The organism is Streptococcus sp. 23.2 (assembly GCF_016648665.1).
Lineage (GTDB): Bacteria > Bacillota > Bacilli > Lactobacillales > Streptococcaceae > Streptococcus > Streptococcus salivarius_E.
In genome coordinates this window covers 1-17,986 of record NZ_JACLQJ010000021.1, presented here as the reverse complement: position 1 = coordinate 17,986, position 17,986 = coordinate 1, and the positions used below count along the sequence as shown (strand labels likewise).

Here is a 17,986-nt window from a genome sequence, read left to right as displayed (position 1 = left end):
TGCATATTATAACAGAATTTTTGTATTTTTTCATGGAATACTTCCTAATAGATGCTTTCTTGTCCCTACCCTATTAACTAAAATAATGGTAAAATAGTTATGAATGACAAGTTTTGAAATGGAGTACCTATGAATACTAAAGAACTCACTGCAGCAGAAATTGCCAAAGTTGTTCCCGAATTGGAACAAGAAAACATTCAAAATCTGCTTGAAACCCCTAAAAATGCTGACATGGGAGACCTCGCCTTTCCTGCCTTCTCATTGGCTAAAGTCTTGCGCAAGGCTCCCCAAATGATTGCGGCAGACATCGCTGAAAAAATTGATGCTTCAAACTTTGAAAAAGTTGAAGCTGTTGGTCCTTACATCAACTTCTTCCTTGATAAATCAAAAATCTCGGCGGACGTTCTTGGACAAGTCATCGCTCAAGGCAGCCACTACGCTGACCAAAACATCGGTCACGGACGTAACATTGCCTTTGATATGTCTAGCCCTAACATCGCTAAACCTTTCTCTATCGGTCACTTGCGTTCAACAGTTATCGCTGACGCTCTTGCCAACATCGTAGCTAAACAAGGCTACAAACCAGTCCGCATCAATCACTTGGGTGACTGGGGTAAACAGTTTGGTATGCTGATTGTTGCCTATAAGAAATGGGGTAGCGAGGAAGCTGTCAAAGCCAACCCTATCAATGAACTTCTTCAACTTTATGTGCGTATCAATGCCGAAGCTGAAAAAGACCCATCTGTAGATGAAGAAGCTCGTGAATGGTTCCGTAAATTGGAAGCTGGTGACGAGGAAGCAACTGCCCTCTGGCAATGGTTCCGTGACGAAAGCTTAGTAGAATTCAACCGTCTCTATGATGAACTTGGTGTTTCATTTGATAGCTACAACGGTGAAGCTTTCTACAATGATAAGATGGATGAAGTCGTTGACATCTTGACAGAAAAAGGACTTCTCCAAGAATCTCAAGGTGCCCAAGTGGTTAACCTTGAAAAATACGGTATCGAACACCCAGCCCTCATCAAAAAATCAGATGGTGCAACACTCTACATCACACGTGACTTGGCTGCTGCCCTCTACCGTAAACGTACTTACGACTTTGCCAAAGCCATCTATGTGGTTGGTAATGAACAATCTGCCCACTTCAAACAGTTGAAAGCTGTTCTTAAAGAAATGGGCTACGACTGGTCTGACGATATGACTCACGTTGCCTTTGGTCTTGTAACTAAGAACGGTAAGAAATTGTCAACTCGTAAGGGTAACGTTATCTTACTTGAGCCAACTATCGCTGAAGCTGTTAATCGTGCTCAAGCTCAAATCGAAGCTAAGAATCCAAACTTGCCTAACAAGGAAGCTGTTGCCCACGCTGTTGGTGTCGGAGCTATCAAGTTCTACGACCTTAAAACAGACCGCATGAATGGTTATGACTTCGACCTTGATGCCATGGTATCCTTCGAGGGGGAAACTGGACCTTACGTTCAATATGCACACGCTCGTATCCAATCTATCTTGCGCAAGGCTGACTTCACGCCATCTGCAGATGCCACATACAGCCTAAACGACGTTGAAAGCTGGGAAATCATCAAACTCATCCAAGACTTCCCACGTATCATCAACCGTGCATCAGATAACTTTGAACCATCTATCGTTGCTAAATTTGCTATCAGCTTGGCCCAAGCCTTCAACAAATACTATGCCCATACACGTATCTTGGACGAAAGCCCAGAACGTGACAGCCGTTTGGCTCTTTGCTACGCAACAGCAACAGTCCTCAAAGAAGCCCTTCGCCTTCTCGGTGTTGAAGCTCCAGACGAGATGTAAGCTATATTTAAAACGCCTAAGGGCGTTTTTTTAGTGACCAAAAAAAGAACCCAACACATGGTGTTGAGCTCTTTTGGAGATTATGAAAAAGAAAAGTTCGTTGTTCTACAAAAAGTGTAAGCCAACGAGACTTACTGAACAAGGTTCAGTAAAAGTTATTTAGGAGGCTTAAAGTATAACCTCCCTACCTTAAAGAAACCTTAAATCGCAGAAAAAAATCCCCAAAGGGATTTTCACAGTAGTCCAGAGACCACTGAAAAGATACGATTGTACAGGCTTCCCAACCTCTTCTTCCTAATCCTCCAAGGTGACCGCTTGTCCAATAGAATCTTTATATAACTATATTACCTTGTTTTGGAAGGGTTTTCAAGTACTTTCTTAAAACATCCTAATAAAACCTCAAAAACAAGAAAAAAGCCTAGATTTCTAGACTTTCTTCGGGGAGATTTGTTATGAAAAAATTATGTTTACCTCTAGCTCACAAAAGCTAGTTGCTTTATTAGGATGGTTATAATATATCTTAATAAGCTTAAAGTTAACTTAAGAAGTTATTATCTTACATCACTTTTTATAATAATAAGCAAAATAAGTAATAATAAGGAACCATTAGGAATATCCATATCTAAAAACCAAGAGGGGGCTTTGATACTTCCAATATCATTCATAATCCGGATGATATTATAAGAAACACTTACTATTAAGAGACTAAGTTCCGGTAAACAGTTAAATCGTCCTTTTAAGATGGCTAACTTCTCCTTCCTGACAGTTTTCTAGCGATGACTCTATTATAAGGCTGAAAAGGAATCAAAAATAGTGACATAAATGTCACCATCAAAAAAAGCAGGTCTGCCCTGCTTTTTTACTGTATTGTTTCAATTAGTCACCCAAACCGATGCGTTCGAAGATTTCATCAACACGTTTAGTGTAGTAAACAGGGTTGAAGATCTCGTCGATTTCTTCTTGGGTGAGGCGAGAAGTTACCTCTGGATCTGCTTCAAGAAGTGGTTTGAAGTCTACTTGGTTATCCCATGATTGGGCAGTCTTTGGTTGAACAAGGTCGTAAGCTTGCTCACGGGTCATGCCTTTTTCAATCAAAGTCAGCATAGCACGTTGGCTGAAGATCAAACCAAATGTAGAGTTCATGTTGCGGATCATGTTTTCTGGGAAGACTGTCAAGTTCTTAACGATGTTTCCGAAACGATTGAGCATATAATCAATCAAGATGGTTGTGTCTGGTGCAATGATCCGCTCAGCTGATGAGTGAGAGATATCCCGTTCGTGCCAAAGGGCTACGTTTTCATAAGCTGTTACCATGTGACCACGGATCACACGCGCAAGACCTGTCATGTTTTCAGAACCGATTGGGTTACGTTTGTGAGGCATTGCTGAAGACCCTTTTTGACCTTTGGCAAAGAACTCTTCCACTTCACGTTGTTCTGATTTTTGAAGACCACGAATTTCAGTCGCCATACGCTCGATAGAAGTTGCGATGCTCGCAAGAACTGCAAAGTACTCAGCGTGAAGATCACGAGGAAGCACCTGTGTAGAGATTTCTTGAGCACGGATACCGAGTTTGTCGCAGACATATTTTTCAACGAATGGTGGGATATTGGCAAAGTTACCAACCGCACCAGAAATCTTACCAGCTTCCACACCAGCAGCCGCATGCTCGAAACGCTCGATGTTCCGTTTCATTTCGCTGTACCAAGTGGCCAATTTAAGACCAAAAGTTGTCGGTTCAGCGTGCACACCGTGGGTCCGACCCATCATGATAGTGAACTTGTGTTCTTTCGCTTTGTCAGCGATGATGTTGAGGAAGTTTTCAAGATCCTTGCGAATGATGTCGTTGGCTTGTTTGTAGAGGTAACCATAGGCAGTGTCCACCACGTCAGTAGAAGTCAAACCATAGTGAACCCACTTACGCTCTTCACCAAGAGTCTCAGAAACCGCACGTGTGAAGGCAACCACATCGTGACGAGTTTGCTGCTCGATTTCAAGAATACGGTCGATGTCAAAATCCGCTTTTTCACGAATCAAAGCCACATCTTCCTTAGGAATTTCTCCCAATTCAGCCCATGCTTCGTCAGCCAAGATTTCCACCTCAAGCCAAGCACGGTATTTATTTTCTTCAGTCCAAATGTTCGCCATTTCAGGGCGAGAGTAACGGTTGATCATGTTGTTTTATTTTCCTTTCTTTTTCTACTTCAAATTTCTTACCAAGAATAATAAAGAATCAATTAAAATACTAGTTTAAATCTCTTTTTCTAATCTATTAATTACTTCCTCAGCACGAAAAATCACCTTGAAACTATTATAATAATCTACTGCATCGTCTCTATAATGTACAAAATGATTCCTAAGCCCTATAAAATCTCTTAGAAAAATTAATTCTTCTTCCGTAATAATTTTTTTATCCTTAAGTTCCATCAAAGCTATTTGTATTGATTTCTCTGGCGCATTCGGAATGCACTCTTTCAAAATATATTCTAATCTTCTATATTGAGAAATAATAAGACTATCAAGGGAAACATTACTTTTCTCCAAATTATATCTTCTTCTTAGTTTTAAATTTTTAGAAAGAAGTGTAAACAAATATATATATACTCCTAAAAATATTAACACTATTGATGTTATAACAAAAATACTATCTCTAGAATATAAATAATCCGATTTGTAAACAAAAGAAAATAACAGTAGCATTAAGCCACTAAAAGCATATAATAGACCTAATAGTTGAAATCTACTGTAACGATTCTCCAGTTTATTACGTAAAGGAACCTTTATTTTTTCATCTATAATTACTAAGTTATTTACTGTAATGTCACCTACATCTCTAGAATCTTCTATAAGTTTTTTCAATAATAATTTTTTATATTCCTCTGCCGCGTCATCTAAGTAATCAAATATTTTATTATTCATAAGCATTATCTCTCCTTTAACACAGTGTAATAAAACTGTGCAAATAAAATGAGTAAAGTGATAGCTATTATAAAAATAAACATTGGTAAATTAATTTTATTAGCATCACTATCCCACATACATCCTACTACGATCGATAATATTGATGCAAGTACTTGAAGTATTCCTATAATTATTTTATCTCGTTTGGATTGTCTAAAATTCTCTTTAAGATTAGAATTCGCCTCTAAAACATGACTTCCAACTACTTCTTTAACGCTCGAAGATGTTCTACTCCTATGAGTTTTTTCTACCTTATCAGTTTCTTCAATTAGTATTTCTGAATACTCTTCAATCGCTTCCTTAATATTATTCTTCGCATCCTCAGAGTAACCGGATAAAGAAGAATCTATAATTTCTATTTCCATAACTATAAAACCTTTAACAAATCACCTATTCTACATAGAGTTCTAAATTTTTTTGTACTATCATATAGAATCGAAGTTTTTCTCGGAGTAAATTTATAAACATTTTCTAAATATATTGATGTAACTTCCCCAGCTAAACCAACAAGAAGGGAGATTGTCGCCAATAAATACTCTTCGCTTATAATAATTTTTTCATTTATATTATAATTTGAATTTTTACATTCTTTTAAAAATTTTGTATCAACTCGTGAATTATTGTGGATTATGGCATTTCTTCTAGCAATTATATTCGAAAAATATGTAATTTCTTCTTTATAATTATCATTAAAATAATTTTTTAATTCCAACTTACATGGATCCTTTAAAAAAATATTTTTAGGATTACCATAAAAAATTGATCGAACTTTTTCTTCAATAATTTTTTCGATAATATCCTCAGAACGATCGTACTCATAGATTAAGATCATTAACTTTGAGGAGTCCAAAGGTGACTCGCCTAATTTCCTAGGAAAATTATTAAAATTAATTTCAGCTAAATAGTTAATATAACTCTCAAACATTGTGATGGCTTCAATAAAGTGAAGCTTTGCATTTTTAAAATCTATAAAATGAGATTTCTTGCCAGAATAAAATGCCGCCTTAGAATAAATTAACTCACCAGAATATATACTCGGATAAGGAATATCCTCAAGATTATACCCCCTCATTGCTTTGTTTAACATTACATACTCTTGAAGATTATCTTTCATCTTAGCTTCGAATTGTTTAAATTTAGTTACTATATTTTGTGGAATAAACTGACTAAACTCATTCATTCTAATTATAACTCACTTTCAATAATTGATTTATTCTTATGTTACTTATTTCAATATTTATAACAGACATATTCGTCCTCAGATAAGAAAGATATTATCAAAACTTAATTCACTATTCAAACTCCTCTTTCCCAATCCACACAGATGGATAATGATCCAGTGTATTCAAATCCGTATCCAGCGGGACATCATAGATGGCTAAATAGTTTTCAGGACATTGAGCCGTTAGCTCTTCATACTTAGCTTTCACTTTTTCATGATCGCTACTAGCATACAAGACTTCGACGACTGCTCCAGTCTTCTCTTTTTCAACAAATGCGTTGACGATGAGTTGAATCATAAAACCTCCTAAATCGAAATTCCCTTCATACTTGCTTCAAGAATGGGCATCTCAACACCTAACTCCTGACCGGTCTGATAGACACTTTGACAACAGTAGAAGATGTCCTGTTTATCATTGTGCAAGGTCATAATTTTTCGTGTCAGCTCATTTTTCGCAAACATGATTTTCATGGCTTTTCCTGCAATCCAAGCGGGAATTTTGTATGGCAAGAGTTCGGCTTTGTAAAGCTTCAAATTCACGCCACGCGCTTCTACAACTTTCAAAGCCTCTCGAATGGACTTGATGGCCAATGATAATTCCGAAGAACTATTCATCAAGCTCAGAGCCAATTCTTCTGGATTTTCCAAATTTCCTGAACGAGCAGCTGTCGAAGTAACACCCGCATTAATCGCCATGTGAATCCAAATCCACTCGACCATATCATGAGGAACTTCCCACTTCAAATCTGCAGAAGTCAATAAATCTGTCAGCTCAGCATAGTTAGAAATCTGTGCTTTTTGCTCACCTTCTAGCATTAAATGGTCGAACAAGACACCATCCAAATGGTCCTCCTGCATATGACCGCCTGCTGTCGGAAAAGCTAGAATATAGTCATAATCTTCTGCCCACTCCTGGACCTCTTTTCGAGTATTCCAGAAATTGCAGAAGAAAACGAGGGTGCCTTTGATATTATTTTTTCGCAAGGTTTCCACAGCTTCTTTGACAAAACCATGACGCACACTCAGAAAAATAAAATCATATTCCGAATCAGCTTCCGCCACATGAACCTCATAGGTGTCGTGTTTGTTTTCACCTTTGGAATGATAGCGACCATCTAGCAAATCAACTGAGAGAGATTTTGGAGCATTGTTCCGCTTACTATCTCTAAGTACGTGTTCTACTTTATGACCTACCTTTTGAAAAGCGTAGGCGTAAGTGGTCCCGATAACTCCGAGTCCTAGGATTGCTATTCTCACCTAAAAATCAATTCCTTTCCCGAACTCAACCACACTATCTGGTTCATCACTAAACAAAGTCACATGCCCCATTTTGCGGTTGTGCTTCGCTTCTAGTTTACCATACATGTGGAGGTGGGCGCTTGGATTTTCTGTGACATAACGCTCAGCTGCTTCGACGTGTTGGCCAAGGACGTTGAGCATGACAGCAGGTGCATGGAGGTGGATGGCTGGAAGCGGTGCACCGAGAACACCTAAGATATGCGTGTCAAATTGTGAAAAGTCGCAGGCTTCGATTGAGTAGTGCCCTGAATTGTGTGGGCGTGGTGCGATTTCGTTGACAATGATGTCATCAGCTGTCGCAAACATTTCTACACAGAGAGTACCAGAGAGGTTAAGTTGCTCAGCAATCTTCACAGCCATAGCTTTAGCTTTCTCAGCCAGACTATCAGAAATACGGGCAGGCACGATAGTTTTAGAGAGAATGTTGTTGCGGTGGATATTTTCCTGAACTGGGAAAACTGTCACGTCCTTACCATTACCAGACACGATAACCGAAATTTCAAGGTCGAAGTTAACGAACTCTTCCAAGACACACTCAGCTGAGTTAGCAAGGGCATTTGCCTCTTCTAAATCGTCAGCTGACGTGATGACTTTTTGACCGTGGCCATCGTAACCACCTGTCGCAGTCTTGAGGACATATTTTTTAGAAAGGTCAATATCTTCCAAATCAAGTCTAGATGTCACGACCTTGTAAGGGGCAACGGTTACTTTAGCCTTGTTTGAGAGGAAGTCTTTCTCAAAGATACGGTTTTGTGAAATGCGAAGCAGGTCTGTCCCTTGCGGGAGCTGTCCTTCTTTGATAACAGCGTCAAGGCCGTCAGCGTCGACATTTTCAAATTCATAAGTGAGAACATCACAGCGGTCTGCCAACTGACGAAGGGCGTCCACATCATCATAAGGTGCCACGATAACCTCAGACACACGAGAAGATGGGCAATCTGCTGCAGGATCAAGGGTGATAACCTTGTGGCCCATGTAGATAGCTGAGATAGCCATCATCTGACCGAGTTGGCCACCACCGATGATACCAATGGTTTTAGTTGAGCTCATTTGTAGACTCCTCTGCGATTTTTCCTTGTTCTTCAGCAAAGTTAGCAAGCGCATCTGCAATGGCCTTGTCTTCTACTGAGAGGAGACGGAGAGCAAAGAGGGCAGCGTTAGTCGCACCAGCTTCACCGATAGCCATGGTTGCGACAGGTACACCACCCGGCATCTGAACGATAGAATAGAGCGAATCCACGCCACTAAGAGCTCGTGATTTGACTGGCACACCGATGACTGGAAGGGTTGTTTTAGCAGCAACCATACCTGGCAAGTGAGCAGCGCCACCAGCACCAGCGATGATGACCTTGATGCCACGGCTACGTGCTTCTTCGGCATGTTTGAACATGAGGTCCGGTGTACGGTGTGCGGAAACAACTTTCTTTTCGTAAGCGACACCGAAGTTGTCGAGGACTTCAGCGGCTTTTTGCATGGTTGCCCAGTCGGATTTTGAGCCCATGATAATGGAAATTACTGGTTTAGTCATAATTTTTCCTTTTCTTTTTTGATAATGGTCTTAGGTGGTGGGGACGGAAGCAAACCTTCGGTTTCATTCCTAAACTTTGAGCCTAAAGTCTCAAAGTTTCCCCCGACCAGAACAGATGCTGTTCTGGTCTTTTCACCACGGCGACCATTATCGGATTGGCGACTTCGTCGCCTAAAATAGCATTGATATTCGAAAACTCAAAGAAAATCATAGAGTGACAAGGCAAAGCGACGAAGATAGAACTAAAGTTCATCAAGGAGCTTTAACACAGTCAATCGAAGGTTTTCAAAGAGTTTTATTTATTCGCCTTGCTACCGATATCCGTACGGTAGAAGAGGCCTTCTGTGTTTTGTTTGTTGAGTTCGTTGTAGATGATGTTTTGGCCGTCTTTGACGGTGTCTGCTGTTGTGACCAACATGTAAACACGTCCTCCGTTTGAGAGGAGGTCTTGGCCATTTTCAGCGAATTTGGCACCGGCATAGTAAGTGATGATGTCACCCTCTGTCTTGGCCGGCAACTTAACACCTTTTTCATAATCCAATGGGTAGCCGTTTGAGGCTACAACCACACCCAGTGTCACACCCTTATCCGTCCAAGTGATAGTTGGCTCTTTACCATCCAAAATGTCAGTGATATTTTGCGCAAAATCAGAAGTCAAACGAGGTAAGATGATTTGCGTTTCAGGATCGCCAAAACGTGAGTTGAACTCGATGACTTTAGGGCCGTCAGCTGTCAAGATAAGACCAGCGTAAAGGACACCAGTGTAAGGACGACCTTCTTTAATCATACCTTCAAGGACTGGCTTGACAATGGTGTCAACCGCTGTGTCAACCACGCTCTGTGACAAGTGAGGAACCGGCGCATAGGCACCCATCCCACCAGTGTTAGGGCCCTTGTCCCCATCATAAGCACGTTTGTGGTCCTGAGCCGTAGGCATGATGTAGAACTTGTCCCCATTGACAAAGGCAAAGAGAGAGAACTCTTCCCCGTCAAGGAATTCCTCGATGACCACACGCGCACCTGAATCACCGAATTTATTGTCCAGAAGCATCTCGTGAGCAGCTTCAACTGCTTGCTCAACCGTTTCAGCAACGACGACACCTTTACCAAGGGCCAAGCCGTCTGCTTTGACGACGATTGGAGCGCCTTTTCCCTCGATGTAGGCCTTTGCTTCCTCGAAATCTGAAAAGGTGCCATAGGCTGCTGTCGGAACGTCGTATTTGACCATGATTTCCTTAGCAAAATCCTTAGACCACTCAAGCTCAGCTGCAGCCTTGGTCGGACCAAAAGCCTTAAGACCAGCTGCATTGAAATCATCCACGATACCAGCCGCAAGGGCATCATCTGGACCGATAAAGGTCCAAGCAATATCGTTCGCTTTTGCGAAGTCAATCAGCTTAGAATGTTCGGAAATTCCGATATTAATCAAATCAAGACCGTCCAATGTCATCCCGTCATTACCAGGAGCCACGAAAACTTGCTCAACGTCCTTAGACTCCAATAATTTCTTGGCAATCGCATGTTCACGACCACCAGAACCAACAACCAAAAGTTTCATTTGAAAGATACCTCAATATCAAATAAGACTAGGGGCAAATGCCCGTTAACGACAATCATTCGGAAAAATTAGCAATTTTCACGAATTATACATAACCATTATAACATATTTGTTCGGAGATATGGGTGTGTATCCAAATTTGAACATAAAAAAGGCGGCCACTTGGACCGCCTCTTGGGAGATTATGAAAATGAAAAAAGTTATTTAGGATTGATGATAGTATAGACTGAGCAGCTTAAGGGAGGCTTAAAGTATCTAAAAACAACTATTTTTTTGGATATTTCCGTAAACTCTTAATGGCGAAAGTGACTAACACCTATAAATATTATTATCAAACCATGTTTATTAGCAGCTTCGATTGACTCTTGGTCACGGACCGAGCCCCAGGCTGGATGATAATTATTCTCAGAAACAAGATATTCCTTAACTATAAATGTTGGTAACCTTTTTTATAAATGACTGCCACCAGCTCCCGCAAATAAATCTATGTATTGTATATTAGCTTTCATCATTTTTTGTTCTCTCTTTATTTAAAATTTGAAATAAAATACCTTAAACCTCGGAACTAATTTTTTTATAACAACTTGATATAGTCGCTTTTAGAACTAAAGATGTGGGAGACTACAATCTCTTTTCTACTTTCGTCTATAAAATAAAGTATGACATAGCGTTTAACGACAAGTGCTCGTGTCTCAAATGTGTCATTGATTCTTTTACCATAACGTTGATCTGCATTAAAACCAGCCTCAGGAAAAGTCTTCAAACTTTCCATTCCTTGCAAAAGCTTCGAAACCATCTTCTTGGCAGCTGTTTCATTAGAAAGTACATCACGAATGTAGTCATATATACTTCTCAAAGAAGAGCGAGCACGCTTAGTGAGTGAAAGACTATAGGTTGTATTCATCCTTAACCTCCTCAAGGGGTATCATATTACCCGCCTGATACTCAGCTACACTCTCTGCTACCTCAGCTTTAAGCTGCCTAAACAGTCTTTCTTTTAGCAATTCATCCTCCGTCATTACTGGTATTTGCTCGGTAGCAACAATCGTCTCCAAAAACAAATTAAACGATTTACTCATATCTAAATTATTTGCCTTTACAATTTTTCTTGCCCTTTCCAACAAAATCGGGTTAGTTTGGAAATTTACTTGAACACGCTTCTCTACAACAGTCATAATTAACTCCTTATATATTATTTTATATAATTATATATAGTTTTTTGAAAATAGACAAATTATATTCATTTTCCAGAAAAACTACGAATAGGTAGGTGGAGGTTAAAAATGAAGAAAAAATTACTTAATTGTCTTTTACCGCTAGCTTGTCTAGCGACTGTTTCGGTTTCGTGTAGCTCCTCTGCTCAGGCGGCTGTCCTCGGAGATGACTACCCTTCCTCTTGGAAATATGGGGGCTTCGGAGTAGACCCTTAGACCATGTACTGGCGTCAGTGTACATCCTTTGCAGCCTATCGTCTCAGCAACACCAATGGTTTCAACCTACCTGTAGGCTATGGGAATGCCATTACATGGGGAAGCATCGCACGTGCCAATGGTTACCGTGTCGACATGAATCCTGCCGTAGGGAGCATCGCTTGGTTTTCAGCTGGTGTCAACGGGGCCGGTCACATGGGGCATGTAGCCTGGGTTGCTGACGTTCAAGGAGATCAGGTAACGATTGAGGAGTACAACTACGATGTGGGGCAAGGACCTGAGAAATACCACAAACGTAGCTTCCATAAAAGTCAAGTATCCGGCTATATTCACTTTAAAGACCTTGAATCAGGAACTCAGACTAGTAATACAACCAACTCTTCTATCAACATTGGTGATACTGTCCGATTTACAGGTACTTTCCGTGTAACATCTATAGTAGGAAATAACATCACCAGCCAAGATTTAGCAGGAGGCACACCAACCAAACACAATATCGTTGATCCTGGACCTGTTCTTGAAGTTGATGGACAAGGCAATCCAACTTCAGACCAGTACCTCAATCCTGGTGAGACCTTTACTATTCCAGGTAACTTCAAAGTGCTAGCCATTGACCCACCTAGCGATGGCATCCTCGTCCAAATCGGAAATCGCAAGACTTGGGTAACCCAGTCTGTCCTTGAAAAGGTTTAAATCTATTGAACAATCGTGAGAACGGTTGTTTTGTTATATTCTGGAGAGCCTCTGCTACTGGCCGAGGCCTAAAGGCCCACCGAATGGTTGCCCTTTAGCACCACCTTTGCTAGCTGACCCGACTAGCGGGTCTCTTTAAAACTACTTTCTTTTATTCTTCTCACCTGTAAACGGATCATACTCCTCAAAAAGACTGAGCTGATCTGCTATCACGTCTTCTTGTAATTGATTACGAATATATTCTTCAATTCGCTTCTGATTTCGCCCAACCGTATCAACATAAAAGCCTCGACACCAAAATTTGCGATTCCCATATTTATACTTTAAATTAGCGTGTCGATCAAATATCATTAAGCTACTTTTGCCCTTTAAATATCCCATAAATGAGGAAATACTTAACTTCGGAGGTATACTCACCAACATGTGAATATGATCTGGGCAAGCTTCTGCTTCATGAATTTCAACACCTTTTCTTTCGCATAATAATCGTAAGATTTTACCAATACTTGCTTTGTATTTCCCATAAATTATCTGACGTCGATATTTGGGTGCGAACACAATATGATACTTACAATTCCATGTAGTATGTGCTAAACTATTATTATCCTGTCTCATCAGGGGTCCTCCTTTTGTATATTAGTTAGCGGTCGGGAAACCTTATCTAATATAACACTTTAGGGGGACTTTTTTGATACATCGCTAAAAGCTTTTCGGAACCACTAGCACGGCTAGTGGTTTTCGTGAGACAAAAACCGCATCACGGGTATGGTGCGATAAAAAATCACTTATTGTAAACTTTTTGAAACAATTCCTTATACTTTATAGCTTCATTAGTTATGATTCTCTGAACTTCTAATAATTTGATTCGCCTTTCATCTTCAACTGGAATTTTAACAATTTTAGAATCGATTTCAGAACGTACTCTAAACAGTTCTTCTGAAATCCAAGCATAGTTATGAAATACTCGGTACAGTTTTAAATCAACAATCATATTTCGACCTTTTATATCTTGCGAATCAATGCCGCCTATAATATTTCTGTAAAATATATTATTATAATCAACATCTACAGGATTATAAAATCTATCATTAGAAAGTTCTTCAGGGATTCTGCTCCCATTATACAAGTCGCTCTTGGCTAAGTTACATTTCTTGCAAGAGTATATCAGATTACTATAATCAGTAATCAAATCATGCCTATTATATTCCTCACAAATTTTACTTGGCACAAAATGGTCTACTTCAAATGGAGTCGTAATTTGCTCGTCTGAAACATTACAATATGCACACTTGCTATCGAAATCTTTTTTTAAATATTTTTTATAGCTTTTATATCTTTTATACTTTTTCTGACAAGTCCGTATAATTTTATGACGTCGAAACTCTCCAATTTTATCCATGAATATTATAGTTCTCCTAGGTCTTTTATAAGTTTTACTGCACATTCTAACTGACTAATATCAAACAATTTATCTAGTTCAGTTGCGTTATCAGAAACTCTATATTTATTTAAGTTAAACTCCAATTCGGATAGATTTATAAGAACTGATGAATCGATTTCGCTATCTCTAATTTTCTGTTGCTCGTATACAATTTTTTGCTCTATTTCTTCTTTTTGTCTTTGAAAGTTTCTTATACTTATATCTATATTTTTCAAAGAATCTTTTGATTTTTGAGTATTTATATCAAAAAAAATACTTTTTCTATAAACCTTATCAGGGTCTATAATTTCACTTTTTTGAGAATCGTCAACGTATTGCGTAAGAATAACAACAGGAAAATTTTGAATGTGTTTTTTTACTGATTCATATATTTCATTTCCCTCAATCTTGAAACCCTCTGTAGAAATTAAATAGTCTACCACTAGTGCATCAATTCTAGTACTTGAGATATCATCTAAAATTTCATTAACTAATTCTTCTTTTTTCCCATATTCATCAATGATATAATCCTGAAAATCACAATTTTCTTTATAAAAACTATAAAAAGTCCTCTTTATATTCTCAAGTTCAGACTCCTTATCTTCAACAATTCCAATATTTATCACCACTATAACTCCTTTTGTTTACTAAATATTATCTTAATTTTGAAACCTTCAAAATCCGCGATTACTTCTGTCCTGCCACCATTTCTTTCCACTGCTTCATTTAAAATCCACAAACCTAATCCAGTTCCTTCATTTTCAGGCTTCGTAGTAATACCTGGTTTTAAAATGTAGTTAGGATTTGTTTTATATCTCTCAGATAATTCTTTACCATTATTTGAAAGTTCAAGAATTATTGAATTTTGTGTTTCAACAAGAGAAATATTTATTCGCCTTTCACCAAAGTCCTTCTCTTCCAAATAATAAGCTGAATTTAAAATAAAATTATTTAAAATTAAAAATAAATCTAATTGATTAAAATTGTCGAGGGTAATTTTTGATTCAGTAAAATCTTCATATATTGATATAAATTTAGAATCTAGTAATGGTTTCCACAATTGTATTATATGGCGTAATTCGTAATCAAAGCTAAAAATAGTATTTTCTCTTGACTCTTTCTCAAGAGGAGTAATAATCACTGATAACCATGCAGCCAATAACCTATCAGTTACAGAATAGTTTTTCAACAACTTATATGGGTTCAAAAAACTTTTACCACTATAATCACTCTCAGGTAATATTGATTCTATGCACATCTTTAAATGGTCATTACGAGTACCTAAATCAGTTGCTACTCCGTTTATCTCATGAGCAAAAGTTGAAGCCATTACACCGGATGAACTCAATGACATAAGTATATTCATTATTTCACTCTGTTCAAATTCACCAGTAATTCTGTCTAAGGCCTGCTCTATATCGCTATCTTTAAATTCAGTATTACACTCATCTTCTGAATTATTTTTACTATCAATAGAAGTATCAGTATCACTAGACCTATCATCAGGAATGGCCCCTTTTCCTTCTGATAAATTTCTTTTGATATCTTTCATAAATGCTTTTTTCTTTTCTGAACGAATTTTCTCATAGCGGCGATCAATCAGATTACCTAATATCTGCAATGGATATTGTCTATCTTCTTCAAATTTTTCAATAATAAATAATAATATTTCTCTCAGTAGAGAATATTCTCTGTTTTCTACTAGACTTTCTCGATTGGCACTATCTGTTAAATTTGGATTTCCTTCTCTAGAAATTAGTACTTCTCCAAAAATTTGATACGGCAAAACCCTCCAAGGAGCTTTATTAGTTGGTGCACCTGGATTCTTCTGCTGTCTCTCTGATAGACTCAACCAATCAAAATATCTGCCATCATCTCCATACGGGCGTACTTTAAAGTTATCCCTATATATTTTTATACCCGAAAAATTTTCAGACCACTTTTTTCTTTCAGTAGCATTGAACCTTTTCAAAATAGGTATAGAACTTGCTGCGCTCTTTAGAAAGAAGAGTTCTGTAGTAAAATTACCAATACTTTCAATATCTCTAATAGAGAAATTATTAGAATCTATGATATCTGAAATTTTAAACGAATATTCTATGCTACTATCAAAGCTAGACTTATTTGTTAATTCCTTTTGAAAAGCACTGTCGCTCCAAAATTCAGAATCTAGATCTATAGAAAAATTTTCACCTCCTTTAGTTACTTCAATGGTCTTCAATGACAAATCAAGCTCATTTCTATCAAAAAGCAAACTGAGCTCCCCATTCTTTACCTCAGCCTTTACTCTATAATCATATCTTTTTCTATCAAAACGGTCTTGGGAGGTTTTAAAATCCAGACTAGGGTCATAATTGTTCAATACATTTACTTCAAAACGATCTGTACTAGTCAGTGGATTAATACTTTTTAAATTTTTGTTTACTTTCCGAAAATCTCTATTAAACCAATTATCTCTAATCGGATTCAAATGAATTATAGTTCCAGAATTATTTTCAAAATCAATAAATCTATTATCATTCGACTTGATAAATGTTTCTGCAATCTGACCCATAGTCTTGTCATCAATAATATCTAATTCTGCTTTTACATCATCAATAAACTCAGAGTTTTCAAATAATTCCCAATTTAAACTCCATCTATATAAAGAATCATCTTTTTGACGAGTATAGACTTCAGTAGCAGTAGATAACTTATCAAGAGCAAACCTTCCAATCCCCTTTGCTCCTGTTTTCTGCCTACCTTTTTTACTTGTTGTATTCTTCTCTTTATCACTAGTCCCTATATTCATCCAAACTGTAGAAAGAATCTCTCCTGTCATTCCCGTTCCATCATCAATAATATAAATATGGTTATATTTAGAAAGAATTTCTTTAATAATTTCTAAGTTTGGTTTTTTATTTTTCTCATCGGAATCTGTTTCAGCCCCCTCTTCTAACTTCGGCTTTTTATTTTCCTCATCAGAATCTATTTCAGACTCCTTATCATGAAAAAAATTTATTTTTATAGTTGAATTCTCAATTTTTATACATTGTTCATTTTTTAAAAACTCAAAATCTCTGGAAGATAGAACATTGATATTTTCGCTTATATCTTGTCCCTCCTCAATAATAGGAAAAGGTATGTCATAGTTAATTAATACTGATTCCGCATCTGCATCATACGAATTTTTCACTAATTCTGTCAAGGCTCCGCTGACATCTGTTATATTTTCTCGCCCTATTAATCGCGCAGCTTTCGCACTGACACTAAAAGAGATTTCTTTACTCATATATTATAATCCTCCACACTACTACTTAATTGGATAATTTTTTATATCATTCACAGATATACGGATTGATTTCCCACTCGCATTTATAGCTCTTGTTTCAAGATAATCATAAAATTCTACTGACTCTAAAATTTCTTTAGCAAACTTTAAATTTCTATCTCCAGTTGGAATAATATAAAAACCAGAATAGGGAATTGTCTTTTCGTCTAACTCGTAAACTCGAACTTTTTCTGTTATCACCGATGAAATCATTAATTTCTTTTGATTTAAAAATTGAAGCCCCTGACTTCTTCCATATTCAAACCATTCTCCGTCTGATTTCCTCTTGTTTAAAGCATCTAAGTTATCTTTTAGATATGAATAAGCTTTCGGAAAGTTTTTTTCAAACTCTTCAGTAGAATATTTCTTTAGAATACCTTCATCATAAGTATATGGAAAAATTATTTTTTCAGTAATCCCTTTAGATAATTGTCTTGGACTAGCAGCTGGTCTGACTACTTCTTCCTCAACACTTAAGTCATTAGGTATAATAAATACTTTGTTTAATAAAGTTGCAACACTATTCGCCACCTTGAAAAAATCCCCAAACTTAATATTTGATTCATATTTTAGAGAATTAACTTCAAAATACCACTGAGTTTGTAATTCTTTTTTATCAATTTCAAACTTGTTATCATTATCAACATCATCATAAAAAATTTTATCAATTATCTCATTCTTATCAATAATAATAATTGCAGACGATGTCAAAACATTTCCAAAAATATGCGTATACTTATACTC

At 37.5% G+C, this 17,986-nt stretch carries 16 protein-coding genes and 2 pseudogenes; 2 read left to right on the top strand and 16 right to left on the bottom strand.

The window, feature by feature from the left end; genetic code table 11:
- Positions 1-129: 129 nt before the first annotated feature.
- A complete protein-coding gene (argS, locus tag H7T98_RS09570) occupies positions 130-1,821 on the top strand; it encodes an arginine--tRNA ligase (RefSeq protein WP_201061785.1) in 1,692 nt (563 codons plus the stop codon).
- 876 nt (positions 1,822-2,697) lie between these two features.
- Here argS and purB read toward each other — a convergent pair.
- The 11 genes from purB to H7T98_RS09515 form a co-directional block, all read right to left on the bottom strand.
- Entirely contained in the window at positions 2,698-3,996 is a 1,299-nt protein-coding gene (gene purB / locus H7T98_RS09565; protein ID WP_201061783.1) for an adenylosuccinate lyase, read from the bottom strand.
- A 75-nt stretch (positions 3,997-4,071) separates the two neighbouring features.
- Positions 4,072-4,740, bottom strand: a complete 669-nt coding sequence (locus tag H7T98_RS09560; protein ID WP_201061781.1) for a hypothetical protein — start codon at positions 4,738-4,740, stop codon at positions 4,072-4,074.
- 5 nt (positions 4,741-4,745) lie between these two features.
- Complete coding sequence (locus tag H7T98_RS09555) at positions 4,746-5,147, bottom strand: hypothetical protein (protein WP_201061779.1); 402 nt, start codon at positions 5,145-5,147, stop codon at positions 4,746-4,748.
- Between the two features lie 2 nt (positions 5,148-5,149).
- Entirely contained in the window at positions 5,150-5,962 is an 813-nt protein-coding gene (locus H7T98_RS09550) for a hypothetical protein (RefSeq protein WP_201061777.1), read from the bottom strand.
- A 112-nt stretch (positions 5,963-6,074) separates the two neighbouring features.
- Positions 6,075-6,302 carry a phosphoribosylaminoimidazole carboxylase gene (locus H7T98_RS09545; protein ID WP_201061776.1) on the bottom strand — a complete coding sequence of 76 codons (228 nt, stop codon included), beginning with the start codon at positions 6,300-6,302 and terminating at the stop codon, positions 6,075-6,077.
- An 8-nt stretch (positions 6,303-6,310) separates the two neighbouring features.
- Positions 6,311-7,261: a ketopantoate reductase family protein gene (locus H7T98_RS09540; RefSeq protein WP_201061775.1), complete on the bottom strand. Its 951-nt coding sequence runs from the start codon at positions 7,259-7,261 to the stop codon at positions 6,311-6,313.
- A complete protein-coding gene (gene purK, locus H7T98_RS09535; protein ID WP_201061773.1) occupies positions 7,262-8,353 on the bottom strand; it encodes a 5-(carboxyamino)imidazole ribonucleotide synthase in 1,092 nt (363 codons plus the stop codon).
- On the bottom strand, positions 8,340-8,831 hold the full coding sequence (gene purE, locus H7T98_RS09530; RefSeq protein ID WP_006150912.1) for a 5-(carboxyamino)imidazole ribonucleotide mutase: 492 nt from the start codon (positions 8,829-8,831) through the stop codon (positions 8,340-8,342). Before purE ends, purK begins: the two co-directional genes overlap by 14 nt.
- Positions 8,832-9,126: 295 nt before the next feature.
- The gene (gene purD, locus H7T98_RS09525) at positions 9,127-10,389 is read right to left on the bottom strand and encodes a phosphoribosylamine--glycine ligase (protein ID WP_201061771.1); all 1,263 of its coding nucleotides are present in this window, start codon (positions 10,387-10,389) and stop codon (positions 9,127-9,129) included.
- Positions 10,390-10,963: 574 nt separating this feature from the next.
- The gene (locus H7T98_RS09520) at positions 10,964-11,293 is read right to left on the bottom strand and encodes a type II toxin-antitoxin system RelE/ParE family toxin (protein WP_037603814.1); all 330 of its coding nucleotides are present in this window, start codon (positions 11,291-11,293) and stop codon (positions 10,964-10,966) included.
- Positions 11,277-11,564, bottom strand: coding sequence for a hypothetical protein (locus tag H7T98_RS09515; RefSeq protein WP_037603816.1), 288 nt, complete (start codon positions 11,562-11,564; stop codon positions 11,277-11,279). Before H7T98_RS09515 ends, H7T98_RS09520 begins: the two co-directional genes overlap by 17 nt.
- A gap of 108 nt (positions 11,565-11,672) precedes the next feature.
- On the opposite strand from H7T98_RS09515, the pseudogene H7T98_RS09510 reads away from it, so the two are divergent.
- Positions 11,673-12,512, top strand: a pseudogene (locus H7T98_RS09510) (CHAP domain-containing protein).
- A 141-nt stretch (positions 12,513-12,653) separates the two neighbouring features.
- Here H7T98_RS09510 and tnpA read toward each other — a convergent pair.
- The 5 genes and pseudogenes from tnpA to H7T98_RS09485 all read right to left on the bottom strand — a co-directional run.
- Positions 12,654-13,127, bottom strand: a complete 474-nt coding sequence (gene tnpA, locus H7T98_RS09505; RefSeq protein WP_201061769.1) for an IS200/IS605 family transposase — start codon at positions 13,125-13,127, stop codon at positions 12,654-12,656.
- Between the two features lie 166 nt (positions 13,128-13,293).
- Positions 13,294-13,911 (bottom strand): HNH endonuclease, encoded by a 618-nt coding sequence (locus tag H7T98_RS09500; RefSeq protein ID WP_037599446.1) that lies wholly within the window; start codon positions 13,909-13,911, stop codon positions 13,294-13,296.
- Between the two features lie 5 nt (positions 13,912-13,916).
- Positions 13,917-14,558 carry a hypothetical protein gene (locus tag H7T98_RS09495; RefSeq protein ID WP_037599448.1) on the bottom strand — a complete coding sequence of 214 codons (642 nt, stop codon included), beginning with the start codon at positions 14,556-14,558 and terminating at the stop codon, positions 13,917-13,919.
- Positions 14,559-14,560: 2 nt separating this feature from the next.
- Positions 14,561-17,203: an ATP-binding protein gene (locus H7T98_RS09490; RefSeq protein WP_037599450.1), complete on the bottom strand. Its 2,643-nt coding sequence runs from the start codon at positions 17,201-17,203 to the stop codon at positions 14,561-14,563.
- A 21-nt stretch (positions 17,204-17,224) separates the two neighbouring features.
- Positions 17,225-17,986: pseudogene (locus H7T98_RS09485) on the bottom strand (DNA methyltransferase); the annotation flags it as partial.